Here is a 24,163-nt window from a genome sequence, read left to right as displayed (position 1 = left end):
ATGTTGTATTCAACAGAAGTTAAGAATATGTGTCCTGTCACAAAGGGAGCATATCATGGACCAGCACCGATTCCGGAAGAAGGCGAATGGGTACAAGTAAAAGAAATTAAAGATGTCAGTGGTTTGACACACGGTGTAGGCTGGTGTGCCCCTCAGCAGGGTGCCTGTAAGCTGACCCTCAATGTCAAAGACGGCATTATCGAAGAAGCCCTCGTCGAAACGATCGGCTGTTCCGGCATGACTCATTCAGCAGCCATGGCTTCGGAAATCCTCCCGGGCAAGACCCTTCTCGAAGCCCTCAATACTGACTTAGTATGTGACGCTATTAACGTAGCTATGCGCCAGCTTTTCCTCCAGATCGTATACGGCCGCACGCAGACGGCATTCTCTGAAGGTGGTCTTCCTATTGGCGCCAGCCTCGATGACCTCGGCAAAGGCCTTCGCAGCCAGACCGGCACCATGTTTGGTACGAAAGCCAAAGGCACTCGTTACCTCGAAATGACCGAAGGCTATGTCACCCGCATGGCCCTTGATGAAGAAAATCAGGTCATCGGCTATGAATTCATCCACCTCGGAAAAATGATGGAAGCCATTAAAAAAGGCATTGAACCGGCTAAGGCTATGGAAGATGCCAAAGGTCATTATGGCCGCTTTGATGAAGCAGCTTCGTACATCGATCCGAGACAGCAATAGGAGGGCAAAACCATGGAATTATTTGAAAGCTACGACAGAAGAATTGATAAAATCCTCGGCGTACTGAAAGAATACGGTATCGGCAGTGTAGAAGAATGCCGCGATATCTGTGCCGCTGCAGGATTGGATCCTTATAAAATCGTCAAAGACGTACAGCCCATTGCCTTTGAAAATGCCGGCTGGGCCTACACCGTTGGCGCTGCTATCGCCATTAAAACTAATGCACGGACGGCTGTAGAAGCTGCTAAGGCCATCGGTATCGGCCTCCAGTCCTTCTGCATCCCCGGTTCGGTCGCTGAAGACCGTAAAGTCGGTCGCGGCCACGGCAACCTGGCTGCTATGCTTCTTCAGGATGAAACGCAGTGTTTCTGTTTCCTCGCCGGCCACGAATCCTTTGCCGCTGCTGAAGGTGCTATCGGTATCGTCCGCAACGCCAACAAAGCCCGCAAGGTTCCCCTTCGCGTTATCTTGAACGGCCTCGGTAAAGACGCCGCTCAGATCATTTCCCGCATCAACGGCTTCACCTATGTTCAGACCCAGTTCGACTATAAGACAGGTGACTTGAACATCGTCCGTGAAGTTCCTTATTCCAAGAGCGAACGGGCTAATGTCCGTTGCTTTGGTGCTGACGACGTCCGCGAAGGCGTTGCCATCATGCACCACGAAGGCGTCGACGTTTCCATTACGGGTAACTCGACCAACCCGACTCGTTTCCAGCATCCCGTTGCCGGTACGTATAAGAAAGAATGTATCGAAATGGGCAAAAAATACTTCTCTGTTGCTTCCGGCGGCGGTACAGGCCGTACCCTTCATCCGGACAACATGGGTGCCGGCCCTGCTTCGTACGGCATGACTGATACCATGGGCCGTATGCACAGTGACGCTCAGTTTGCCGGTTCCTCGTCGGTTCCGGCTCACGTTGAAATGATGGGCTTCCTGGGCATGGGCAACAACCCCATGGTTGGCGCATCCGTTGCTGTTGCTGTCGCTGTTGAAGGCGCTGCCAAAGACGGCAAATTCTAATTCACCCTTACTCGGTAAAAAGCTTCACAACTCTGTTGTGAAGCTTTTTTTTGTGGTTACGATAAAGATTAACCCGAAAGCTACTAAAAAAGAGAAAAAAATGATATAATAAACGTATATTTTACAAAGCGGAGAAAGGGGTATTCGATGAATACGACAAAAAGAATAGCAGCCGCACTGGGATTATGCATCCTGACTTCCGTATCGGTTGTCGGTGCCACCTTCCATCCCGGTGACCGGGGCGACCAAATCGTCACCATCCAGCAGGCACTGTCCAGTAAGGGGTATGCCGTTGCGGCTGATGGTGATTATGGCGTTTCGACGCAGGCTGCTGTCCGGAAGTTCCAGGAGGACCAAGGCCTGGATTCTGACGGAATCGTCGGAGCTGCAACGTATGCAGCGCTTACCGGTTCGTCTATGCCGGAAAATGACTCTGTCGCCTCAGCCTTTGTTACCAAAGCGACGGCAGACAATGAAATCCTCCTCATTCAGCAGGCCTTGGTGAATGCCGGTTACAGCGTCGATGTAGACGGTGTTTTTGGCGCCGGTACGGAACAAGCCGTCCGTTCTTATCAAGGGGCTCATGGCCTTGATACAGACGGCATCGTCGGTCCGTCGACCTTTTATGCCCTGACGGGACAACAACTTCCGACAGGTCCCATCCGCCGCTTCGGCAATGGCGGTTATAATGGCGTACCTCGCGTGCAGAATTCGGAGGCTACGCATATCCTCGATATCGCCAATCAGTATATCGGCGTTCCCTACGTCTTTGGCGGCTCGACGCCGTCGGGCTTCGACTGCTCCGGCTTTACGCGCTACGTCTATTCGGCAGCCGGCATCGATTTACCCCGGGCAGCCGACGAACAGTATGACGTCGGTGAATCGGTCTCCATGGCCAATTTAGAGCCTGGCGACCTGGTCTTCTTCTCGACCTATGAGGCAGGTATTTCTCACGTCGGAATTTATATCGGCAACCACCAGTTCATCAATGCTGCCAGTGACGGCGTCAGCGTGTCTGACATGGACAGCAGTTACTGGTCTTCCCGATACGTAGGTGCCAAGCGCATCATGTAGTGTCAGAAAAACTCCTACAGAAAAATCAGAATTTTTCTGCTACCGTTGTTAGAATCTGTTTATTATAATAAAGCCGTACCATACGGATTTATCATTATTCGGATTCATGCAACGGAAGGAGTTTTTTTTATGCTCAATTTAATCTGGAACTTTTTCAGAACGGCACCGGACGCCGTGCCTATGACCGATGGCGAGGCTATCAAGAAAAAGTTTAACGCTATGCGTTGGCGCGTCTTCGCCTCCATCACGATCGGTTACGCTTTTTACTACATCATCCGCCAGAGTTATTCGGTCATTAAAAAGCCGCTTCTGGCCTCGGGTATCGTTACGCCGACGGAAATCGGGATCATCGGCTCGGTATTCTTCGTAACCTACGGTCTTGGGAAATTTACCAACAGTTTCCTGGCGGACCGCATGAATAACAAGCGATTCTTTTCCTTTGGTTTGTTCATTTCTTCACTCACTATGGTCGGCATGGGGCTGGTCAATTCCTTCGTTCCCTTGGCCGTCTTGTGGGGTCTCAATGGCTGGTTCCAGTCTTATGGTGCCGGTCCGTCCATTGTCTCCCTGAATCAGTGGTTCAGCAATAAACAGCGCGGAACCTTATATGGCATCTGGTTTACGAGTCACAATCTCGGCTCATCTTTCGCTTACTTTGCCATTGCTGCCATCGTTTCCATGTACAACTGGTCTATGGGTTTCATTGCGGCCGGCATCATTTCCCTTATCGGGACGGCTTTCATTTACTTCGGCATGAGCGACCGTCCGGAAACGCAGGGCCTGCCGAACGGCGCCGTCTATTACGGTGAAAAGACGCAGGAACAGATCGATGCGGAAAAACAAAAATCGGTCGGCAATATGCAGTGGAATGCTGTCGTCAAGAATCCTGCCGTTTGGATCCTCGGCTTGTCTTCACTTTGTGTCTATGTTGCCCGCTATGCCATTGAAAGCTGGGGCGTCGTTTACCTGACGTCACAGAAGGGCTATGATATGATGGGCGCTGCCGGTGTCATGGCTTACATGCAGGTAGCTGGTATCTTCGGGGCTCTCTTGTGCGGTGTTATTTCGGATAAGTTCTTCAATCATAAGCGCAATATGCCGGCCCTCTTATACGGGATCTTCTACTCCTTGTCGATTGCCGGTTTCCTCTGGGCACCGCAGTCGTTTACCATGGATATGTTGTGCATGACCTTCTACGGCTTCACCATGGGGGCTTTGGTTTGCTACATGGGCGGTCTCATGGCTGTCGATATCGTGCCGAAACGCGTTACCGGGGCTGCCATGGGTATGATTGGCCTCCTCAGCTATGCCGGGGCAGCGCTGCAGGAATTCATTACCGGGAAACTGATGACCATTACTGTCGTCAATGGCGTCAAAGTCTATGACTTCGGACTGGCTACGGAATTCTGGGTCGGTGCCGCTGTCGTCTCGACACTGCTGGCTCTCCTGGTTTGGAATGCAAAACCGAAAGAAGATTAATGGCAAAGGCGTTGTCTGAAAGGACGACGCCTTTTTTGCGTATAAGCGGGACTTGGCGTGTAAAAAACTACTCAGCCGGGCCGATTCAAGGTATAATATATGATATAAATTGTATGCAGGGGAGGCATTATGAAACGGGTTATTTCTATGATGCTGCTGACCTTGGCCTGTCTTTTCAGTGCGGCCTGTGCCCATCCTCAGGGCTATATCGACTTTACACAGCCAGAAGGGCCGCGGCCTGCTGTAGAGCAGACCGGTGTAAAACCGCTTCGCATCGCCTTTGCGTCGGTCATGTCGCCGCGGGAAACACGGCAGGTGTATCAGCAAATCGTCACCTATATTTCTCAAAAACAGCAGTGGCCGGCAGTCCTCATCCAGCGCCGGACTTATGAGGAACTGAATGCCCTCTTGGCCAACGGCGATGCCGATGTCGCCTTTTCCTCGACCGGGGCTTACGCTGCCTATCAGGGCCAAGTGCCGATTGAGCTTCTGGCTATGGCCGAAACCAATGGCACGTCTCATTACCAAACTTATATCATCACGGCCGCCGACAGCGATATCCATGATTTCAGCCAACTCCGGGGGAAGGTCTTTGCCTTTACGGACCCTTTGAGTTATTCTGGCTGTCTGGCCATTAAATTTTTGCTGGCCCGGGATGGCTCGACGCCGGAAACCTTTTTCAATCGCTTCTTCTATACCCACGGGCATGACAAATCACTGTGGTCTGTCGCCAATCACCTGGCCGATGCAGCCGGCATCGACAGCCAGATCTATGAGCTCATGGCCGACACCAACCCGACACTTGCCAAGGAAGTTCGCATCATTGAAGCCTTGCCGGAAGCCCCGACAGGTCCCATCGTCGTCCGCAGTGATTTAGACCCGGCAGAAAAAGAAGCGCTGCGCCATATCTTCTATACGATGCATGAAGATGACGATTTGGCTAAAGCTATGAAAACTATCGTCATCGACCGCTTTATCCCGCCCGATTCTGCGTCCTATGAGGAGTTCAAGCAGCAGTATCAGGCGCAAAAACGATTGGCAGGAACGTAAGATGAGAAACTACACGCTATACGTAAAATTTAATGCCCTCATTGTCGGCACTATTTTTATCTGCGGCTTACTGACAGCCTCGCTGTTCCTCTATTCGACGAGTGAGTACATGAGCCATGAACTCGATGCATCTGGGAAGGAACTGGCCGTGTCCATCGGGCAGGTCGTCAGCAATGACATCCTCGTCGACGACCGCTTCGATATGACCGAGCAGCTGCTCCATGCCCAAAAGACGAACGACCAGGTCCGATACATCCTGGTAACCTATCCTGACGGGAGGATTCTGGCCAGTACCTTTACAGAAGGACTGCCAAAAGGCCTTCCGGAACGGCGGGACTTGGCAAACGAGGGATTGGGACAGACGCTGACCTTTGACAGTACCGAGGGCTATATACGGGAAATCATGGTCCCCATCGACGGCGGATTGGTCGGTTATTTCCGCGTCGGCCTGTCTGAGCGGCCGATGATGCAGCTGATGTGGAAGCGCTTTGTCGAAACGATGCTGATCATCCTGGCCATCTGTCTGGTGGCCTCGGCCTTGGCGACGCGATATGCAAGATCCTTCCTGCGGCCTGTTCAGGCTTTAGCGAAAGCGATTCGCCAAATCGGGCGGGGCAATTACAGTGTCCGCGTTTCCGTCGATACGAAAGATGATGTCGGCCAGCTGGCCAAGGCCTTTAACGTCATGAGCAACCGACTGGCGGTCAAAGATCGGGAAAACTCGAAACTGTTGACGGCCCTTCGGGAAAAGGAAAAGAACCGGGTTTGGCTCATCGACCAGCTGTTTTCGGCTCGAGAAGATGAGCGCCGTCGTATTTCACGGGAACTCCACGATGAAACGAGTCAGTCCATGGTATCGATTTTAGCCTATTTGCGGCTCATTCAGGATCAGACTGAAAAGCCTGATGTGCGCGAATTGGTGACCGGTGTCCGCGATCTGACCCGGGAAACTTTGGAAGGATTGCGCCATTTGGCGGTCAACCTTCATCCGCCGCTCCTCGATGATTTGGGCCTCATCGTGGCCATTGAGAAATATCTCGATACGTATCGGCAGACTCAGCCTGACCTTACCGTTTCTTTCTGCCATGACGGCGACATTTCACGGGTATCACGCCCGGTGGCCCTGTTTTGTTACCGCATGGTGCAGGAAGGGCTGACCAACATTGCCCGTCATGCCCAGGCCCATACGGTAACGATTGAACTGAACATCCTGCCGTCGGCCTTGTCTTTGGTCATTGCTGATGACGGCGTCGGCTTCAGTGCCGCCCGGGCTGAACAGGCCCGGCTCGACAATCATTTGGGCCTGGTCAGCATGCAGGAGCGGACCGACGTGTTAAATGGAACTTTTTCTATTGACGGCCAACCGGGAAAGGGAACGACCCTGACGATAACCTTGCCGTTACATCTGAGTGAGGAGATGGAACATGAACATACTATTGGCTGATGACCACCGCATTTTGCGGACAGGCCTGAAATTATTATTAGCTTCGCAGGACGACTGCCTCGTCGTGGCTGAGGCCTCGAACGGGCAAGAAGTCCTCGATATCCTGGACGAAACCGACGTCGATGTCGTCCTCCTCGACCTGTCGATGCCGGTCATGAACGGCATCGACTGTTTGCGGGAAATCCGACGCCGCCATTATGACGTAAAGGTCCTGGTCCTTACGATGTACAGTGAGCAGGAGTACGTAACCGAGTTGATGCAGCTCGGTGCTGACGGGTACTTGTGTAAAGATACCCTTGATGCCGAATTGTTTAAAGGTCTGCATGCCGTAGCTGCCGGCCAGCGCTACCTCAGTGAACGCGAAGCCAGGAGCCTCCTTAACGGCGTCTTGGCGGAGAAGAAGGACGCGCCGGCCTTGTCGGAACGGGAGCAGGAAGTTCTCGTGGCTTTGGTCCATGGCCATTCCCTGTCGGCTATTGGCGACACCCTTCATCTTTCTGTAAAGACGGTCTCGACGTATAAAACGAGGTTGATGCAGAAACTGAATTGTAAGACGAAATCAGAACTCGTCGACTACGCCTTGAAACACCATTTGATGTAAATTTTTGGCACAAAAAAAGCATTGCCCGGAGGCAATGCTTCCTTTCATGATGCTTATAGCAGCCGTCTTAGTCTTCGTTTGGCGTGTCCGACAGAAACGGCTGGTCGGCTGCGGCATTTTGGATATCCGCGCTGGCATCTTTAAAGTAATCTTTAAAGGACTGTACCCAGGTCCGTGACGGATGGGAGAGGTAGCCCTTGCTTTTCCAGATCAAGGCTAATGTCCAGTACAGGTGCGGCTTGACCAGCGGGACGGATACGGCAAGATCCGGCGAGATGCGCTGACAAATCGTGTGCGGCATGAGCGAAATCCCCAGCTTGCCCGAGACCATTTGAGCCAGGAAGTCCCAGTTGCTGGAGCGGCAGACGATCTTCGGATGAGCCATGATTTCCTGAAAGGCCGAGCGCAGGTAAGGATTCAGGGAGAAGCCGTTAGGATAAAAGACGAAGGTTTCATCCTTGATATCGGATAAGGTCAGAGACGGACGAGAGGCCAGGGGATGATCCGGCCAGAGGACGACGTCGAGAGGCTCTTCATGGAAAATGAAGAATTCATAAGGAATTTCCGTCGTAATCGGCAAGGCGACGAAACCGACCTGAATGAGTCCGTCGTCGATGGCCGATACGACGTCCTGGGAGCCGACTTCCTTCATTTCCAATTCGATTTTAGGGTACGTATTGATGAAATGGGCGATGAACGGTGCGATGACGGAAGAGCCGATCATAGGCGGGACCCCGACGGACAGTTTGCCGGAATTGAGCAGTTGCGGCGATTCCATTTCTTCATTGAGCTGCGTAAAGCCCTTGATGAGTTCTTCAATTTTCGGCAGGAGGTAGGAACCGGTTTCCGTAAGCTCTACGTTCTTACCCTTGCGGTCGAATAATTGAACTCCCCAATGTTCTTCCAGAGCCTTGATCCCTTTACTGATAGACGGCTGGCTGATGTGCAGCGATTTTGAAGCTTTGGTAAAGCTCTTTTTGTGAGCGACTTCGATGAAGTATGTCAATTGGAATAAATCCATAATATACGATTTCACCTCTCTTTGGTATTCTTATAGTTTACCATATTACGAACTTAAAATCCAATGATGTACGGTCTCCATAATCGGCGTAATGACGCCGTTTTTACAGAAACTTCTATTTCTGGGACGGTTCTAAAGGACTGCCGGGCAGGGAATGAGGGGCCCCGTATTTACAAGACGGCGCCGGTGTATCATAATAGAGAGTATAAAGGAGGGAGCTTATGGCAACGCGATGGATTATGCACGTCGATATGGATGCCTTTTACGCGTCTATTGAACAAAGGGACAATCCGGCCTTGAAGGGACTGCCGGTCATTGTCGGCGGCCTGATGGACCGCGGTGTCGTGGCAACGGCCTCCTATGAAGCACGGCGCTATGGTATCCATTCGGCTATGAGCATGAAGGTGGCACGGAGGCGCTGTCCGAACGGTGTCTTCTTACCGGTACGCATGGCGGCTTATCGGCGGGTGTCGCATCAGATCCGCTTGATTTTGTCGCATTATTCCCCCTACATCGAGCCCTTGGCCCTGGATGAAGCCTTTTTGGATGTATCCGGCATGGAACGCCATTATCCGAATATCGTCGATATCGGAAAGGCCGTCAAAGACGAGATTTTTCGGACGACGGGCCTCGTTGCCTCAGCCGGGATTGCGCCCAATAAGTTTTTAGCGAAACTGGCTTCAGATTTGCGAAAACCGGATGGACTGGTCTGGATTCCTTACGGGACGGAACAGGCGGTGTTGGCACCGCTGCCCATCAGTCGGCTATGGGGCGTCGGCAAGGTGACGGAAGAAGCATTGAAGAAGGGCGGATATCATACGATAGGCGATATTTCGGCATCCAGTCCCGAAGCGTTGAAACCCCTGTTAGGGAATCAGGCAGAGCGCATTTACCGCTTATCCCTCGGTCAGGATAAGCGCCCATTGGAGGTGCGGCGGCGGCCGCAGTCGGTCGGCAATGAGCATACGTACAGCCGGGATTTGACCCTGCCGTCTGAAGTGGATGAACAGTTTCGCCTCTTGGCGAATGAAGTGGCTTGGCGGCTTCGTCAGAGTCGGCTCATGGGACGGACGATTACCATCAAGATTCGCTATGCTTCTTTTAAGACCGTTACCCGATCGCTGACATTGGGTGATATGGGGACGGCTTCGGAAGAACAGTTATATTTTTCGGCTAAAAGATTGTATAATAAGGATAAAGGGCATGAGCCAATCCGTCTGTTAGGCCTTACGGTGAGCCAGTTACAGCCGTATCAAGTTCAGGGCGATTTATTTTCTGAAGACGAGGAAACGAAGGAAAAAGTCATCGAAGCCATCGACAAGCTGCAGCAGCGGTTTGGCCGTACGGCCATTATGAAGGGTTTTTTGTGGGAAATGTCCCATGAAAAGGATACGTAAAAAGGAGTTTTAGACATGGCAATTTTTAAAGTCGTCGCCCATACCGGTGACAATAACAATGGGTATATCGAGTATAATACGGAAACCAAGGAATTAGGCGTTCATCTAAATGATGAAGCTGTCAACGAACGGGCCAGAGAATATCTAACGACGGAGAAGGTGCTGCACCAGTATACCGACCTTTCCAAGTATAAGACGATCAGCGCCGTACCGACGTCGAGTTTGGAAACGCTGAAATTGGCCATGTGTTATATGTGGCGGGCGACAGGTGTCCACATCGATTGGAGTCGTCCTGTCGAATAAGACTGCTCTAAAAGCATTCACAATGTATCCACATTTTCTGTGTACAACAGTGACAGAAATGTGGATATTTTTTTTGAATCCGCATAGTTGTGCTGATTTTTTCAGTGGATACTTAAATCAACATATGTTAATAAATGTGGATAACTCGCGTGGATAAATATATATCCCCAGAGGAAACACCTCGTTAACGGCATGGGTAAGCGATTGTACATGGGAGAACAAATGAACAAAGGGATGTGTATAATTCCTGTAGAAATGTGGATAAGTGGCTGGGAGGATTTACTCACAATATGTGGATGGATTGTGGAAAGATATCCACAGGAGGACAAAGCATAAAAACGCCATTTACGGACATATTCACAAGTTATCCACTTTAGATATCCACAATTTCCACAGATTTTACGTTTGTGGTATACTGGGAACAGTGAATACGATTTTAGGAGGAATTTATTATGAAAGCAATTTTCGACGGACTGATTGTCCTGCCGAATGAAATTGTCAACGGACATGTTCTTATGTATGAAAAGGATATATGGCGCATCGTCCCGCGTAAGCAGTTCAGAGCCGGTATGTGCTCGGAATTTATCGATGCTAACGGCGGTTTCGTCGTTCCCGGTTTTATTAATGAACACATCCACGGCTGCGCCGGCGTCGACGTCATGGATGACAATGAACAGGCCCTGCCGGCCATGCAGAAGGCCTTACCTGCGACGGGAGTTACATCCTTTGTGGCGACGACGATGACCATGGAACAGAGCGCCATTGAAAAAGCCTTGACGCGAATCGGAAAGGCAAGGGACAATGCTTCCGGTGGAGCTCAGGTTCTCGGCGCTCATCTGGAAGGGCCTTTCATCAGCCCTCGCTATAAGGGATCACAGTCTGAAAGTCATATACAGGCTCCGGATTTTTCCTGGTTGGAACCGTATAGCGACATCATTAAAATCATTACCCTGGCTCCGGAACAGGTAAAGAATAAGCAGTTTTTAAAGACTTGTCAGGAGAAGGGCATCGTCGTATCCCTCGGCCATTCGGGGGCATCTTTTGAACAGGCCATGGACTGCATGGAAACGCTGGGCAACTGCCATGTCACCCATCTGTATAATGCCATGACGCCCTTCCGCCATCGGGAACCGGGCCTCGTCGGAGCGGCCCTCCTTCATAAAAAGGCCTGCTGTGAACTGATTTGTGATGATCTCCACGTCCATCCGGCGGCTCAGAAACTGGCCTATCAGATGAAAGGGCGCGACGGCCTCATCCTGGTCACCGATTCGATGCGGGCCTGCCTCCAGGGCGACGGCGAATCGAGTCTGGGCGGTCAAAAGGTGTTTGTAAAGAATGGGGAAGCGCGTCTTTCTGACGGGACCTTGGCTGCCAGCATAGCGCCTATGAACGAAGTCGTCCTCCACTTCCTTATCAATTCGGGGGCTTCCATTCCCGACGTCATCGCCATGGCCACGGTCAACCCAGCTAAATCCCTCGGTGTATACGATCGCATCGGATCTCTCGAAGAAGGGAAACAGGCCGACATCGTCGTCTTGGACAGCAATGATTTCCATGTAAAATCGACGGTTGTTGCCGGCGAACTGGTATATAACGAACCGATACAATAAAAACTATTATATGCAATGAAAAGAAGGCCAAGGTGCTTTGTCACCTTGGCCTTCTTTTTGTCGGAGGGAATCTAGCCGAGAGGGATTCTTTTATTTTTTAGGACGTATAAGGCGCCTAACAAGCCGGCGTCGTTTTGGAGCTTGGCAAAGGCCAGTCCCTTCGGCGGGAGCATCCGCTCAGGGAGTCTTTCCGATAAGGCTCGTTCAAGGGGCGGGCGGAGGACGGCTTCGCGACTCATGATGCCGCCGCCGAGGACGATTCGTTCAGGATTGAAGAGGCTGATGATATTGGTGAGGCCGTCGGCCAGATTTTGGCAGAAGGTGTGGAAACTACGAAGGGCCGGCTCGTCGCCTCTTTCAATCAGTTGGAAAGCCCGGTAGCCGTCCATGTCTTGTTCGGGGACGCTTTTTTCCTTTGCGATTTCCCGACAGAGAAAGGCGGCTGAGGCGACGTCGTGGAATTGACCGGCCGGCAGGCGCATATAGGCGATTTCACCGGCCGCGTGAGTCGCTCCGTGAAGGACCTTACCGTCCTTGACAGCGGCTCCGCCGATGCTGGTGCCGACGGTTACGGCGAAAAAGGAAGAGACGCCTTGGCCGGCACCGAGCCAGTACTCCCCAAGGGCTGCGCAGTTGGTATCGTTTTCGACGCTGACCGGAAGGTGAAACTCTGATTCTAAGCGCTCTTTCCACGGTGTCCCCGTATAGCCCGGGATGGACAGGGCGTATTCTACGATGCCGGCTTCCTCGTTTACAATACCGGCTGTCGAGATGGCGATGCCGGCAAGGGGGACCTTCTCCTGCTGCTGACGGACGATGCGGCAGAGGCTGTCGACGATGCCCGGACCGCCTTCGGCGGGCGTCGGGATGAGGTCTCTTTGTTGGAAGCTTCCTTTCTCATCGATGAGACCGACTTTGATGGCCGTTCCGCCGACGTCGAAACAACTATAAATCATTATAATTCACATCCTTTTTACGAGTAAAAATTAACTTATACAAATATTATACATGGATTTGACAATTTCTATGTAAAAGGTGCCTATACTATTCATATCAATGGAGTATTTTAGGAGGTCATGATATGAAACGACAATGGTTAAAAAGAGCAATTCTTTCTATGGTAGCCTGCGGCTCACTGCTGGGCGTTGTTCCCGGTGTACAGGCAGCCGATGTCCGGATTTTACCGGTAGATACGGCTAAGTTTGTAGCAGGCGCTAAATTCGATTTTGATGTTGAAGTTTCTAACGCTAAAGATTTGAAGAACGTCGATATTACAATTAACGGTCAGAACGCGAATCAATTTTTCGGACAGAAACTGGTAGCGAAAGAATTGGGCAATGGCGTCGTTTCGTATCGTGTCAATCAGGTCGATTTCCCCAAGACCGGCAACTATACGGTACGGGTTTCAGCTACCGATGCTGACGGCACGAATGCTGCCGATGCACGCTACAAAGTCGTTCAGGAAAAAGCCCAGAAACCGGCTAAAAACGTCATCCTCTTCATCGGTGACGGCATGTCCCTGCAGGCCAGAGAAATGGCTCGTATCATTTCCAAAGGCCTGACCAACGGCAAATACAACGATCTCTTGGCTATGGAAAAAATGCCCCATAACGCACTGATCACGACCAGCGGTTACGATTCCTTGACGACGGACAGCGCCAACTCGGCTTCGGCCTACGCTACGGGTCATAAATCGGTCGTCAACGCTCTCGGCGTTTATGAAGATTCGACCAAGGATCCCATGGATGATCCCCGCGTTGAAAACGTGGCTGAAATCCTGAAACGTACGCGCGGCATGTCCATCGGTGTCATTACCCAGGCTGAATCGACGGATGCTACGCCGGCTGCTATGATCGGTCATACGCGCCGTCGTGCCAACCAGGATCTGTTAGCTTCGCAGTACTTGGAAGACTATCATCGTCCGGACGTCATCATGGGCGGCGGTTCCAGCCGTTACATTCCCCAGACGGAAAAAGGCTCTAAACGCCATGACAATGAAAACGTCATCCAGGAATTTAAAGATAAAGGCTACACCTTCGTAACGACGTCGAAAGAAATGATGGCAGCCGACAGCAATAAACCGCTCTTGGGCCTCTTCCATCCCAGCACGATGAACGTCTATATCGACCGTGAAATGCTCAAGAACCCTGAAGTTTTAGGGAAATATACGGATCAGCCGAACCTCATTAACATGACGAAAAAATCCTTGGATATCCTTAGCAAGAATCCGAAGGGCTTCTTCGCTATGATCGAAGGCGCATCCATCGACAAACAGCTCCACGCCATGGATTGGCAGCGTGCTACCTACGATACGATTGAATTCGATAAGGCTATCGAATATGCTCAGAAATGGAATAAGGAACACGGTGACAATACCCTGATCATCGTCGTCGCCGACCATGCTCACGGTGCTTCCATTACCGGTACCTACCATGAACACGATGGCAAAAAAGGCATTGAAGCTGTCCGTACCTATGCTGACTCCATCTTCCCGACCTTCAAAGATGCCGATCACGACGGCTTCCCCGACAATCCGGATCCCGATGTAACCTTGGCCGTCCAGTATGCTAACCATCCGGAATATTACGAAAACTACCACTTCCAGCAGAAACCGACCTTGCCGACGATTTCGCAGACGGTTACCAAACAGGAAGCTCAGGCTGCTGGCGATAAGACCGAATACCATCAGGTTTCGACGGTCGTTGCCAAAGGCAACCCGGCTCGTCACCACGCTGGCGATCCCATGGAACTCGTTCCGGCCAATATCCCCGATACCATCGGTGATGAAACTCATGCAGCCGACGATGTACCTTTGAATGCAGAAGGCCCGGGCTCTGAATACTTCAACGGCGTTATGGACAACACCGAAGTATTCTTCGGTATCATGCGTGCCCTCGGCGTCGATGCTACGAAAAACGCAAAATAATACGGTCTGCTCGATGGCTCCCTTGCACCGCATTTCATAAAAAAATGCTGCCGCAATTTGAATTGCGGCAGCGTTTTTTTTTTGCTTACTGACCAAGAACGCTGTCGAGGTAGGCAGCGGTATCCGATAAATAGCTTGCCGGATAACCTTCGATATCGCCCTTATCGCAGTGGGCCGCGAATTCCGGATCGATAGGCAGTTTGGCCGTATGAGGAATCGAGTATTTCTGTGCCGATTCTTCAACGTGGCTGTGGCCGAAGATTTCGTGTTTTTCCTGGCAGCTGGGACATTTGAAGTAGCTCATGTTTTCAATCAGACCCAAGACAGGAACGTGCATCATTTCCGACATATTCAAGGCCTTTTCAACGATCATGGAAACGAGTTCCTGCGGAGATGTGATGACCAAGATACCGTCGATGGGCAGGGACTGGAAGACCGTCAAGGGAACGTCACCTGTTCCCGGCGGCATGTCGACGAACATGTAGTCGATATCGCCCCAGATGACGTCGGTCCAGAACTGTTTAACGGCGCCGGAAATGACCGGTCCGCGCCATACGACAGGAGCGGCGACATCTTCCAACAGCAGGTTCATAGACATGACTTTGATGCCAGTTTTGGTCGTAACCGGATTGATGCCATCGTCGTTGCCGGTGGCATGACCGGTCAGACCGAAGACTTTCGGAATCGACGGGCCGGTGATATCGGCGTCGAGAATCGCAGTTTTAAAGCCGCGGCGCTGCATTTCTACAGCCATCAGGGACGTAACCAAAGATTTACCTACGCCGCCTTTGCCGCTGACGACGGCAATGACGTGTTTGATGTGAGAGCCTTCATGGGGTGCAGCTTGGAGGCTCTGAGGCTGGTTGCGCTGTGCGCAGGAGCTGCCGCAGCTGGAACAGTCGTGTGTACAATTTTCACTCATTGGGATCATTCTCCTTTGAACTTTTCTTTCCGGCACGGCAGCAGTCGTGACGGCACGAGCCGGAATGTTCACAAACTTGGATATGGCCGCCTTCGATGACGAGGTCTTTGCCATGAATGAGGGCGTCGGCCAGTTTGTGGCGGGCCGAATTATAAATACCGGTCACCGTCGTGCGAGCTACATTGATCTGAGCTGCACACTCTTCCTGTGTCAGTCCGACCCAATCGATAAGGCGGATGACTTCATATTCATCGATTCCCATGGCAACCGTATCGTCCGACTGGCGTCGGTCGACGGGGCCGAAGGTCGATGAAACAGGCAGTGAACAAACACGTCGGCACCGCGGTGGTCTCGGCATAAAATCCCTCCTTTACGCTATTTATTATAGATAGATAGCTGACATATGTCAAATTATGTCAAGGAGGGATTTCTCGGCGCCCGATGTGGAAAATGGCCATAGAGCGAAGGTATTTACTATTGTATATAAAGACTGAATCAGCAGGCTGTGTTGCTTTCTAGCGAACGAGATATGCCCCGTCGACAGGGATGATGGCCCCGTTCAAATAGTTCGAAGCGGCGCTGGCCAGGAAGACGATAATGCCTTTCATGTCCTCTGGTGTACCCCATCGTTTAGCAGGGATTCGATCAAGGATTTCTTTGTTGCGGATGTTATCTTCAATCAGCTTTGAAGTCATTTCTGTTGCCATATATCCGGGAGCCACGGCGTTGACATTGAGTCCCTTACCGGCCCATTCATTGGCCAGCGCCTTGGTCAATTGAGCGACACCGCCCTTGCTGGCTGCGTAAGCCGGGACGGTGTATCCGCCGAAGAAACTTAGCATGGAGGCGACGTTAATGATTTTCCCCGATTTTCGGGGCAACATATTGCGTCCGGCAAGCTGGCACAGCTGAAATACCGTATTTAAATTGAGATTTATGACATCGTTCCAATCGGAGAGAGGAAAATCTTCGCAGAAATGACGGCGCTGTATTCCGGCATTGTTGACCAAGATGTCGATGCGGCCGTCTAAGGCATCTAAGGCCTTTTCGAATATGGCAGGAACTTGTTCTTGATCGAGTAAATCACCTTGCAGGGCCAGCATGGAAAGGCCTTTTTGCCGACATTCGGCGGCTGTTTTTTCGGCGCTGGCACTGGATCCGATAATTAATACTTTGGCTCCAGCTTCGGCTAATCCTTCTGCCATGCCTCGACCTAAACCGCGGCCGCCGCCGGTTACAATAGCTGTTTTCCCTGTTAATGCGAAATTATTTAATATCGACATAAGAAATTCCTCCCTTGATAGATCCAATAATAGGATGAGTAATGTGAAATAAAAACATCGTATGAATTTGTAGGAGTCACAACTATATTTTATAAGATAATCAGAAAAAACTCAATAGAAATTAGAATTCAGGGCGATGTAATTTGCCCCGAATATAGGAGTATAAATAGATAATAAGGATTATTACGCAGAATGTATGTAAGAGAGAGAATATTTAGTTATATATTGAAAGCTTTTCTGCATTTTTATTTATGAGAAAACGTCTGATGTATTTGCGCGTGGAAGCTTATCGAATTAACTATATTTTTTGAAAAAGGCCCCACTTTTTTTGCTGTCCTTTAGACGTCGCATCTGCTATTCTATAGATAGTAGTAAACTTTCGTGCTGGAAGGAGTTTCATATGGTTAATTCTAAATCCTCAATATCTAAAATTGAAGAAACTGCCAATAACATTATCGATTTTATTACGTCGAGAAAAATGCTTCCCGGGGATAAAATGCCGACAGAACCGGTATTAATGGAAACATTGAATGTCAGCCGTTCGACGTTGAGGGAGGCGATTCGGACGTTAAGTGCCCGCAACATCTTAGAAGTACATCAAGGATCGGGAACTTTCATTTCAAAACGATGCGGTGTTCCACTGGATCCATTGGGACTGACTTTTATCTATGATGATGACCGTCTGGCGATTGATCTCCTCGACGTTCGGTTAATGATTGAGCCCAAAACGGCCCTATTAGCGGCGCTTCATGCAACGGATGAACAGTGTCGGGAATTATTGGAACAGTGCGCTTTGGTTGAAAGCCTTATTCAGGCGGATAAAAATTATGAAGAAGAAGATATTGCTTTGCATATGATGATTGCTGAATCCAGTGGAAACCGAGTTTTGATTAACTTATCCTACATCCTTCATACGTCAGTCAAAAAGAATATCATATCTACAGAGGATGCTTTACGGGATAACAATACGCTGGTTTACCATCGTCGCATCATCGATGCCATCGTTCGCCATGATGCTCCCAGTGCCTATAATGCTATGATGATTCACGTAACGATGTTGTGGGAATTTATTTCGGCAAAGTTAAATTCAAATGGATAAATGATGAATGTACGTGTCCTATTGGGAAGAGATAATACGGTATAGGTAACGGGATATACTTATTCATGAGTTGAGTTTTATCCGCCTGTCCGTTATTATGAAAGATAAGGAGGGCAATGTTTTTTAGTTGCCTGTTTTCGAGCGGCGCCGGTCCGGTTACCGGCATATCACATGTGTAGGAGAAACGAGATGAAAACAGTAAACGAGATTAAACGGATTTGTAACTTAGGCTGTGGTACCATGGGTTTTGGCACGGCCATTGCTTTTGCCCAGCATGGCTATGAGGTCAATATGTTTGGCCGAAAGGATGCCAGTATTGACCGGGCTATGGGCAATATTCGGGCGACGCTGGCCATTATGAAAGCCAACGAACTACTGACGGATGAAGGCGAAATCGCTTTGTTAAAACGAATTCATGGTGTCACGACGATCGAAGAAGCCGCAAAAGACGCCGACTTTGTCCTTGAATCGGTGGCTGAGGATATGGCTGTGAAACAACAGGTATATCGGGAGCTTGAAGGATATCTTGCGCCGGACATCATTTTTGCAACCGATTCATCGGGGTTCTTGCCGACGGAAGCTTCGGCACACATGGCGTATCCGGAACGGTTTGTCGTCGCCCATTTTTGGAATCCGCCCCACCTCATCCCCTTGGTAGAAGTCGTTCCCGGTGAAAAGACGAGTCGGGAAACGGTGGAGATTACGTGGCAGCTCATGGAAAAGATCGGTAAAAAGCCGGCAGCCCTTTTAAAAGAAGCACCGGGCTTTGTCGGCAATCGCCTGCAGTTCGCCTTGCTTCGCGAAGCCCTTCATTGTGTGCAGGACGGCATTGCTACGGCGGAGGTCGTCGACTTCATCTGTAAATACGGCATCGGACGCAGGCTCGGCGTTACGGGTCCCCTTGAAACGGCTGACTTAGGCGGCCTCGATGTTTTCTACAATATCTCTGCCTATCTCAATGCTGACTTGGCCGACAATAAGGAGGGAGCCGCCCTCCTGAAGCAGTGCGTCGACGAAGGTCGCCTCGGCACCAAAACGGGTACCGGCCTGTATCCCTGGACGCCGGAAGAACTGAAGCGCATCGAGACGACGCGGGAAGAAGTCTTGATTGAATGGCTGAAAAAAGACAAGGCCGGTCAAAAGTTTTAACCGCTGCCATATAAGGGTTTGAAAACAGCCCCTTCTGGGATTCGGAAGGGGCTGGCTGTCATTGCTGTGGACATCGTTTATTTTGAATGGGTAAGGTATTTTTATGATGGCGGGAAAGCGTGGGAATCGAACCCACCTGAGAAGCTATTCACCCCTCACGCTGGTTTTGAAGACCAGAGGGAACACCAGAACCCGTCCTTTCCCATAACGTATTTATTATAGCACGGATGGCATCGGGCCGGTACTATTGAAAAACGCTGTATTTTTGCTACACTGTACATAATAGTATTGCTGTTTTAGAAGGGAGACTTTTGGATGATTGAATTACAGCTTAAACCTACGATTTATTCTTACGATACGTGCCGGGACTTTGCCGCTGAGCTTCAATTGGGGGCGAAGGACCTGATTATTACCAATCAGTATATTTTCGATCCGAATTTCAAGGAATTGGATTTGCCCTGCCACGTCCTTTTCCAAGAAAAATACGGCAGCGGGGAACCGTCTGATGAGATGGCTGAAGCCATTTATCGGGACATGCCTGGCGATGTAAACCGAATTATCGGCATCGGCGGCGGTACGGTCATGGATTTGTGCAAACTGTTTGTTTTGAAAAGGGTCAGCCCGATTCTCGATCTCTTCGACGGCAAGACGGCCATTGAAAAGGATAAAGAACTGATCCTGGTTCCGACGACGTGTGGTACGGGCAGTGAAGTAACCAATGTTTCGGTCATGGCCCTCATCAGCCGCCATACGAAGAAAGGCATTGCCCATGAAGCTCTCTATGCCGATAAAGCCGTCCTCATTTCGCAGTTACTGAAGACACTGCCCTTTACCGTCTTTGCCACGAGCTCCATCGATGCCCTGGTCCATGCGGTAGAATCGGCCCTATCACCCGATTCCAGCGCCAGCTTCCGCGTCTTCAGCTATCAGGCTATCGAACGCATTCTCAGCGGCTACTTGCAGATCCGCGACCACGGTCCAGAAGCCCGCATTCCACTGATGAAAGACTTCCTCTTGGCCAGCACCTGGGCCGGCATCGCCTTCAGCGTTCCCGGATGCGCTGCCGTCCATGCCATGAGTTATCCCTTGGGGGCCAATTATCACGTGCCTCACGGTGAATCGAATTATGCCATGTTTACCGGCGTCATGAAACATTATATGACGATCAAATCGGACGGGGAAATCGCCCGTCTCAACGCCTTTATTGCTGGCATCTTGGGCTGCGATGCAAAGGCTGTGTATGATGAGCTGGAAAAGCTGCTCAACGTCGTCCTGCCCAAGAAAGCGCTTCATGAATACGGCGTCAAGGAAGAAGAACTGGCTGAATTTGCCAAATCGGTCATGGAAAACCAAGGTCGTCTGATGGCTCATAACTTTGTGCCTTTGACGTATGATGATGTTTACGAAATCTATAAATCTCTCTATTGATTGTACAAAAAAAGGATGCTCCCAAAGGGGCATCCTTTTTTATATCCTATAATTTAGCTTAGAAGTAAACAGCCTGTTCGCCGGCTTTTACGTTTCCTGTCTTAACGAGGGATACGTCCGAAACTTGGTCGGTGTCGGTGAAGATGCACAGGCAAGCGTCAGAAGGCGCGTTGGCTTTGATGTATTCATCATCGAATTCCATCAGTTTGTCGCCTTTCTTGACTTCCTGGCCGTTTTCGACGAAGACTTTGAAGCCCTGGCCATTGAGATTGACCGTGTCGATGCCGATGTGCAGGAGGTATTCAACGCCGTCGGCGGTGGTCATGCCGATGGCATGTTTCGTTTCGAAGACGAAGGTAACCGTACTGTCTTCCGGCGCATAGACGACGCCGTCTTTCGGATAGACGAAGAATCCGTCACCGGTCATCTTGCTGGCAAAGGCTTCATCCGGAGCTTCCGTGATCGGATGGAGGGCGCCCGTGAAGGGAGAGTTGAAGTAGCGTTTTTCGGCGTCTGTTTTGGCCGGAGCGGCTGCTTCTTTTTTCGGTTCTTCTGCAGGAGCTGCTTCTGGAACGGCTTCGATGGGGCCGTCTTGAGGATTGGTCGCCAGGTAGTTTTCAAGATTGGACTTGATGACGGCGACTTGGGGACCGTAAACGACCTGGACGCCGGTACCGCGTTTGATGACGCCGACGGCGCCGGTAGCTTTCAGGGCTGCGTCATTTACCAGGCTGGCATCGGCAACGGAGCAGCGCAGACGTGTGGCGCAGGCGTCGACAGAGGTGATGTTCTGGCTGCCGCCGAGGGCCTGGGTGATCGTCTGGCTGATGGTATCGCTGGAAGCCTTGCCGTCAGCGCCGCCTTTACCGGCAGCATCGCGGGCCTTGACGTCGGCTTTTGTATAGAGCTTCGTTTCCGTATCATCGTCTTCACGACCCGGCGTCTTCAGGTTGAAGCGCTTGATGAGGAAGGTGAAGATGAAGTAATAGAGGAAGAAGTAGATGATGCCGACGGGGATGATGTACATCCAGCTCGTCTTGGCTTCCCCTTGGAGGATACCGAAGATGAAGAGGTCCAGTAAGCCGCCCGAGAAGGTAAGGCCTACGGCGATGTTCAGGATATGGGCGATCATGTAGGCTGCACCGGCCAGGATGACCTGGACGTAGAACAGCATCGGTGCGACGAAGAGGAAGGAGAATTCAATCGGTTCGGTAATACCGGTGAACATGGAGGTCAAGGCTGCGGACAAGAGCAGGCCGCCGGCAACCTTTTTCTTTTCCGGTTTTGCCGTGCGGTACATGGCAAGGGCAGCGCCGGGGAGACCGAAGATCATGAAGATGAATTCACCCGAGAAGTAGCGAGTAGCATCGGCACTGAAGTGAGCGACGTTCGGCGAGGCCAGCTGAGCAAAGAAGATGTTCTGGCCGCCCTGGATGAGCTTGCCGTCGATCATCATCGAGCCGCCGACGCCGGTCTGCCAGAAGGGCAGGTAGAAGACGTGGTGCAGGCCGAAAGGAATGAGGGCACGTTTAATGATACCGAAGATGAGGGTCCCGATATAGCCCGTACCGGTTACGAGTCCGCCGAGGGCAAAGATGCCGTTCTGGACGACAGGCCAGATGAAGTACATGGCAATGCCGACGAACATGTAGACGACGGTCGAGATGATAGGCACGAAACGGGAGCCGCCGAAGAACGATAAGGCATCGGGCAGGACAATCTTATGAAAGCGGTTGTGCAGGTAAGCGACGCCGATACCGACGATGATGCCGCCGAAAACGCCTTCCTGAAGGGACATGATGCCGTTGATGTTGGCAATGGTACCTTCGAGGACGTCCGGGGAGACGGTGTTGTCGGCGAGGACCTTACCAGTCAACTTCAAGACGGAACTCGTCGATGCGTGCATGACTAAAAACGCAATCATGGCCGACAAGGCGGCGACTTCTTTTTCTTGTTTTGCCATGCCGATGGCGACGCCGACGGCAAAGATGATCGGTAAGTTGCCGAAGATGATGTTGCCGGCATCACTCATGATGGTGAGCAGGGAATGAAGAATGGTCCCGTTACCAAGAATGTTTTCCAATCCATAAGTCTGGATGGTTGTGGCATTTGTGAAAGACGCGCCGATACCGAGGAGCAGACCGGCGATAGGTAGTATGGCTACAGGCAACATGAAGCTGCGACCGATAGCCTGTAAAATAGTAAAGACCTGGTCTCTCATGCAATAAAGCCTCCTTTAAAAATAAAAAATAAGAATGAATGTAATACGTTATTATTGTAGCATAGCCAGCAGGAATGCGTACCATGAAAGTAGAGAATACCTGTATCGATATCGCATGGGGTCTTGACAAAAACGTATAAAATTGGGATCAAAAACGTTCCCAATAGAGATTTTGGAGAAAAAATGCGAAAAGGGACCGCATACTGTGTCGGGTATGCAGCCCCTTTCCTAGAGGAGAATGAATATGAAGTTAAAAACTTATGCCTTAGCGGCAAGTTCGCCCAATTCTTTGCATTCGGGAGCATTATCCGGTGTTTCGTTGACGATGGCCGTCCCGATGATGGTGGCGCCAGCTTCTTCTGTACGCTGTTTCCAGTTATCCATCCATTCGCCGGTGCCCCAGCCATAAGAACCGAAGAGGCCGACTTTCTTGCCTTTTAATTTGGGAGCGAGATCTGCAAAGAATGGTTCGACAATCGAGTCTTCCAATTCTTCAGCACCCATGGCCGGGCAGCCGAGCAAAATAACGTCTTTACCGGCTACATCATCGACGGTTGTATCTTCGAAGCGAACCGATTCTACATCTGCACCGGCAGCTTTAACAGCTGCTTCAATTTCACTTGCCATTGCTTCCGTATTACCTGTTCCACTCCAATATGCGATTTCTACCATGATTAAATCCTCCTTATGCTACGATGAGCGATTCTAATGTTGTCCCAATTGCAAAGCGATTTAAGTAATCCTGTCGGCAACAGGTATAGCGCTGGAACGTGCGGGCTGCGGCGTGGACATCGCCGTAGACCTTCCATTCACCACAGAGTTTGGCGTGGTTTCCCCGGTTGGCAATGAATCCGCAGACATCTTCCAGTGGATAACCAAGAAAGATGCCGGCTTCGTGAGGAAAGCAGCCGTCTTCTGCAAAACGCGATGCCAGACGGTCTAAAAATGCCGATATATCCTGACAGTCTGCATAGCCGAATTGCTGTAAAAATGAAGAAATATCTCGCCGCTGTATGTACCTTAAGACCACATTCGGCCGGTATACATACAGTAAGGTGCGCTTGGGACAGGCATACAAGATGCGAAAATATAATCCTTTTACATTATATTTATGATTGTAATTTTCAATTAATTCATCATAAGTATGACCGTCTTCTAAGCGGGGGAGACAGAGAAGGGATGCCTGTTTAAGACCCGCTAAAGTCGGTGAACAATGATTAATCAGCACACAATCCAAATTCATATCGGTATGCCCTCCTTTCGCTTTGTTGCCTTTAGTATAGTGTATTTGAAATCGATTGTCAATATAAAGATGATAACCATTTTCGAATAAATAAACTTTCCTAAAAGGGTGAACTCCTTCACAAAGCTTGTCGAATCTTTCGCGAGACTTGCCAAATATAGTATAATAAAAGAGTATTGAAGTAGAGGAGGGTGTGT

Annotated in this window: 22 protein-coding genes and 1 tRNA gene; 14 read left to right on the top strand and 9 right to left on the bottom strand. The window is 50.5% G+C overall.

Translation table 11 applies throughout. From position 1 onward, the window contains the following. From HMPREF3201_RS00335 to HMPREF3201_RS00305, 7 genes are all read left to right on the top strand, one after another. Positions 1 to 693 (top strand): iron-sulfur cluster assembly scaffold protein, encoded by a 693-nt coding sequence (locus HMPREF3201_RS00335; RefSeq protein ID WP_062411208.1) that lies wholly within the window; start codon positions 1 to 3, stop codon positions 691 to 693. Between the two features lie 12 nt (positions 694 to 705). Continuing rightward, positions 706 to 1,716, top strand: a complete 1,011-nt coding sequence (locus tag HMPREF3201_RS00330; RefSeq protein ID WP_062411207.1) for a GGGtGRT protein — start codon at positions 706 to 708, stop codon at positions 1,714 to 1,716. 147 nt (positions 1,717 to 1,863) lie between these two features. Next, positions 1,864 to 2,790: a C40 family peptidase gene (locus HMPREF3201_RS00325; RefSeq protein WP_062411206.1), complete on the top strand. Its 927-nt coding sequence runs from the start codon at positions 1,864 to 1,866 to the stop codon at positions 2,788 to 2,790. Between the two features lie 129 nt (positions 2,791 to 2,919). Continuing rightward, complete coding sequence (locus HMPREF3201_RS00320; RefSeq protein ID WP_062411205.1) at positions 2,920 to 4,269, top strand: MFS transporter; 1,350 nt, start codon at positions 2,920 to 2,922, stop codon at positions 4,267 to 4,269. Positions 4,270 to 4,398: 129 nt separating this feature from the next. Beyond that, positions 4,399 to 5,319 (top strand): substrate-binding domain-containing protein, encoded by a 921-nt coding sequence (gene phnD, locus HMPREF3201_RS00315; RefSeq protein ID WP_062411204.1) that lies wholly within the window; start codon positions 4,399 to 4,401, stop codon positions 5,317 to 5,319. 1 nt (position 5,320) lies between these two features. After that, a complete protein-coding gene (locus HMPREF3201_RS00310; protein ID WP_062411203.1) occupies positions 5,321 to 6,763 on the top strand; it encodes a HAMP domain-containing sensor histidine kinase in 1,443 nt (480 codons plus the stop codon). Continuing rightward, positions 6,744 to 7,364 (top strand): response regulator transcription factor, encoded by a 621-nt coding sequence (locus tag HMPREF3201_RS00305; protein WP_062411202.1) that lies wholly within the window; start codon positions 6,744 to 6,746, stop codon positions 7,362 to 7,364. Before HMPREF3201_RS00310 ends, HMPREF3201_RS00305 begins: the two co-directional genes overlap by 20 nt. Positions 7,365 to 7,431: 67 nt before the next feature. On the opposite strand, the gene HMPREF3201_RS00300 is transcribed toward HMPREF3201_RS00305, so the two are convergent. Continuing rightward, positions 7,432 to 8,385: a LysR substrate-binding domain-containing protein gene (locus HMPREF3201_RS00300; protein WP_062411201.1), complete on the bottom strand. Its 954-nt coding sequence runs from the start codon at positions 8,383 to 8,385 to the stop codon at positions 7,432 to 7,434. A gap of 221 nt (positions 8,386 to 8,606) precedes the next feature. On the opposite strand from HMPREF3201_RS00300, the gene dinB reads away from it, so the two are divergent. From dinB to nagA, 3 genes are all read left to right on the top strand, one after another. After that, positions 8,607 to 9,782 carry a DNA polymerase IV gene (dinB, locus tag HMPREF3201_RS00295; protein WP_062411200.1) on the top strand — a complete coding sequence of 392 codons (1,176 nt, stop codon included), beginning with the start codon at positions 8,607 to 8,609 and terminating at the stop codon, positions 9,780 to 9,782. A 15-nt stretch (positions 9,783 to 9,797) separates the two neighbouring features. Continuing rightward, positions 9,798 to 10,085 (top strand): hypothetical protein, encoded by a 288-nt coding sequence (locus HMPREF3201_RS00290; protein WP_062411199.1) that lies wholly within the window; start codon positions 9,798 to 9,800, stop codon positions 10,083 to 10,085. A 452-nt stretch (positions 10,086 to 10,537) separates the two neighbouring features. Beyond that, positions 10,538 to 11,695 (top strand): N-acetylglucosamine-6-phosphate deacetylase, encoded by a 1,158-nt coding sequence (gene nagA / locus HMPREF3201_RS00285; RefSeq protein ID WP_062411198.1) that lies wholly within the window; start codon positions 10,538 to 10,540, stop codon positions 11,693 to 11,695. Between the two features lie 71 nt (positions 11,696 to 11,766). Here nagA and HMPREF3201_RS00280 read toward each other — a convergent pair whose 3' ends face one another. Next, on the bottom strand, positions 11,767 to 12,651 hold the full coding sequence (locus HMPREF3201_RS00280; protein ID WP_062411197.1) for an ROK family protein: 885 nt from the start codon (positions 12,649 to 12,651) through the stop codon (positions 11,767 to 11,769). Positions 12,652 to 12,776: 125 nt separating this feature from the next. Between HMPREF3201_RS00280 and HMPREF3201_RS00275 the strand changes: the two genes are divergently transcribed. After that, entirely contained in the window at positions 12,777 to 14,621 is a 1,845-nt protein-coding gene (locus tag HMPREF3201_RS00275; protein ID WP_172980553.1) for an alkaline phosphatase, read from the top strand. An 85-nt stretch (positions 14,622 to 14,706) separates the two neighbouring features. Here the strand turns inward: HMPREF3201_RS00275 and HMPREF3201_RS00270 are convergent, their stop codons facing one another. The 3 genes from HMPREF3201_RS00270 to HMPREF3201_RS00260 all read right to left on the bottom strand — a co-directional run bounded on the left by HMPREF3201_RS00270 (position 14,707) and on the right by HMPREF3201_RS00260 (position 16,826). Then, a complete protein-coding gene (locus tag HMPREF3201_RS00270) occupies positions 14,707 to 15,543 on the bottom strand; it encodes an Mrp/NBP35 family ATP-binding protein (protein ID WP_062411196.1) in 837 nt (278 codons plus the stop codon). Continuing rightward, on the bottom strand, positions 15,536 to 15,901 hold the full coding sequence (locus HMPREF3201_RS00265; protein WP_072271972.1) for a DUF134 domain-containing protein: 366 nt from the start codon (positions 15,899 to 15,901) through the stop codon (positions 15,536 to 15,538). Before HMPREF3201_RS00265 ends, HMPREF3201_RS00270 begins: the two co-directional genes overlap by 8 nt. 157 nt (positions 15,902 to 16,058) lie before the next feature. Continuing rightward, positions 16,059 to 16,826, bottom strand: coding sequence for an SDR family NAD(P)-dependent oxidoreductase (locus HMPREF3201_RS00260; protein WP_062411195.1), 768 nt, complete (start codon positions 16,824 to 16,826; stop codon positions 16,059 to 16,061). Between the two features lie 400 nt (positions 16,827 to 17,226). Between HMPREF3201_RS00260 and HMPREF3201_RS00255 the strand changes: the two genes are divergently transcribed. Further along, positions 17,227 to 17,925, top strand: a complete 699-nt coding sequence (locus HMPREF3201_RS00255) for a FadR/GntR family transcriptional regulator (RefSeq protein WP_062411194.1) — start codon at positions 17,227 to 17,229, stop codon at positions 17,923 to 17,925. A 189-nt stretch (positions 17,926 to 18,114) separates the two neighbouring features. Further along, positions 18,115 to 19,074 carry a 3-hydroxyacyl-CoA dehydrogenase family protein gene (locus HMPREF3201_RS00250; protein WP_062411193.1) on the top strand — a complete coding sequence of 320 codons (960 nt, stop codon included), beginning with the start codon at positions 18,115 to 18,117 and terminating at the stop codon, positions 19,072 to 19,074. A gap of 107 nt (positions 19,075 to 19,181) precedes the next feature. Here HMPREF3201_RS00250 and HMPREF3201_RS11690 read toward each other — a convergent pair. Next, positions 19,182 to 19,278 (bottom strand) — tRNA-Sec (locus tag HMPREF3201_RS11690). 111 nt (positions 19,279 to 19,389) lie between these two features. On the opposite strand from HMPREF3201_RS11690, the gene HMPREF3201_RS00245 reads away from it, so the two are divergent. Continuing rightward, positions 19,390 to 20,502, top strand: a complete 1,113-nt coding sequence (locus HMPREF3201_RS00245) for a 4-hydroxybutyrate dehydrogenase (RefSeq protein WP_062411192.1) — start codon at positions 19,390 to 19,392, stop codon at positions 20,500 to 20,502. A 58-nt stretch (positions 20,503 to 20,560) separates the two neighbouring features. Here HMPREF3201_RS00245 and HMPREF3201_RS00240 read toward each other — a convergent pair whose 3' ends face one another. The 3 genes from HMPREF3201_RS00240 to HMPREF3201_RS00230 form a co-directional block, all read right to left on the bottom strand. After that, entirely contained in the window at positions 20,561 to 22,723 is a 2,163-nt protein-coding gene (locus HMPREF3201_RS00240; RefSeq protein ID WP_062411191.1) for a PTS sugar transporter subunit IIABC, read from the bottom strand. 258 nt (positions 22,724 to 22,981) lie between these two features. After that, positions 22,982 to 23,395 (bottom strand): flavodoxin, encoded by a 414-nt coding sequence (locus tag HMPREF3201_RS00235; protein WP_062411190.1) that lies wholly within the window; start codon positions 23,393 to 23,395, stop codon positions 22,982 to 22,984. Positions 23,396 to 23,408: 13 nt separating this feature from the next. Further along, entirely contained in the window at positions 23,409 to 23,966 is a 558-nt protein-coding gene (locus tag HMPREF3201_RS00230; RefSeq protein WP_062411189.1) for a DUF3793 family protein, read from the bottom strand. Between the last annotated feature and the right edge of the window lie 197 nt (positions 23,967 to 24,163).

The organism is Megasphaera sp. MJR8396C (genome assembly GCF_001546855.1).
In the GTDB taxonomy this organism is placed as follows: Bacteria; Bacillota; Negativicutes; order Veillonellales; family Megasphaeraceae; genus Megasphaera.
This window is presented reverse-complemented; position numbering and strand designations above follow the sequence as displayed.

Coding starts and splice junctions, on each gene's coding strand:
- HMPREF3201_RS00335 (WP_062411208.1), top strand. CDS start 1: ATGTTGTATTCAACAGAAGTTAAGAATATGTGTCCTGTCACAAAGGGA.
- HMPREF3201_RS00330 (WP_062411207.1), top strand. CDS start 706: ATGGAATTATTTGAAAGCTACGACAGAAGAATTGATAAAATCCTCGGC.
- HMPREF3201_RS00325 (WP_062411206.1), top strand. CDS start 1,864: ATGAATACGACAAAAAGAATAGCAGCCGCACTGGGATTATGCATCCTG.
- HMPREF3201_RS00320 (WP_062411205.1), top strand. CDS start 2,920: ATGCTCAATTTAATCTGGAACTTTTTCAGAACGGCACCGGACGCCGTG.
- phnD (WP_062411204.1), top strand. CDS start 4,399: ATGAAACGGGTTATTTCTATGATGCTGCTGACCTTGGCCTGTCTTTTC.
- HMPREF3201_RS00310 (WP_062411203.1), top strand. CDS start 5,321: ATGAGAAACTACACGCTATACGTAAAATTTAATGCCCTCATTGTCGGC.
- HMPREF3201_RS00305 (WP_062411202.1), top strand. CDS start 6,744: ATGAACATACTATTGGCTGATGACCACCGCATTTTGCGGACAGGCCTG.
- HMPREF3201_RS00300 (WP_062411201.1), bottom strand. CDS start 8,385: ATGGATTTATTCCAATTGACATACTTCATCGAAGTCGCTCACAAAAAG.
- dinB (WP_062411200.1), top strand. CDS start 8,607: ATGGCAACGCGATGGATTATGCACGTCGATATGGATGCCTTTTACGCG.
- HMPREF3201_RS00290 (WP_062411199.1), top strand. CDS start 9,798: ATGGCAATTTTTAAAGTCGTCGCCCATACCGGTGACAATAACAATGGG.
- nagA (WP_062411198.1), top strand. CDS start 10,538: ATGAAAGCAATTTTCGACGGACTGATTGTCCTGCCGAATGAAATTGTC.
- HMPREF3201_RS00280 (WP_062411197.1), bottom strand. CDS start 12,651: ATGATTTATAGTTGTTTCGACGTCGGCGGAACGGCCATCAAAGTCGGT.
- HMPREF3201_RS00275 (WP_172980553.1), top strand. CDS start 12,777: ATGAAACGACAATGGTTAAAAAGAGCAATTCTTTCTATGGTAGCCTGC.
- HMPREF3201_RS00270 (WP_062411196.1), bottom strand. CDS start 15,543: ATGAGTGAAAATTGTACACACGACTGTTCCAGCTGCGGCAGCTCCTGC.
- HMPREF3201_RS00265 (WP_072271972.1), bottom strand. CDS start 15,901: ATGCCGAGACCACCGCGGTGCCGACGTGTTTGTTCACTGCCTGTTTCA.
- HMPREF3201_RS00260 (WP_062411195.1), bottom strand. CDS start 16,826: ATGTCGATATTAAATAATTTCGCATTAACAGGGAAAACAGCTATTGTA.
- HMPREF3201_RS00255 (WP_062411194.1), top strand. CDS start 17,227: ATGGTTAATTCTAAATCCTCAATATCTAAAATTGAAGAAACTGCCAAT.
- HMPREF3201_RS00250 (WP_062411193.1), top strand. CDS start 18,115: ATGAAAACAGTAAACGAGATTAAACGGATTTGTAACTTAGGCTGTGGT.
- HMPREF3201_RS00245 (WP_062411192.1), top strand. CDS start 19,390: ATGATTGAATTACAGCTTAAACCTACGATTTATTCTTACGATACGTGC.
- HMPREF3201_RS00240 (WP_062411191.1), bottom strand. CDS start 22,723: ATGAGAGACCAGGTCTTTACTATTTTACAGGCTATCGGTCGCAGCTTC.
- HMPREF3201_RS00235 (WP_062411190.1), bottom strand. CDS start 23,395: ATGGTAGAAATCGCATATTGGAGTGGAACAGGTAATACGGAAGCAATG.
- HMPREF3201_RS00230 (WP_062411189.1), bottom strand. CDS start 23,966: ATGAATTTGGATTGTGTGCTGATTAATCATTGTTCACCGACTTTAGCG.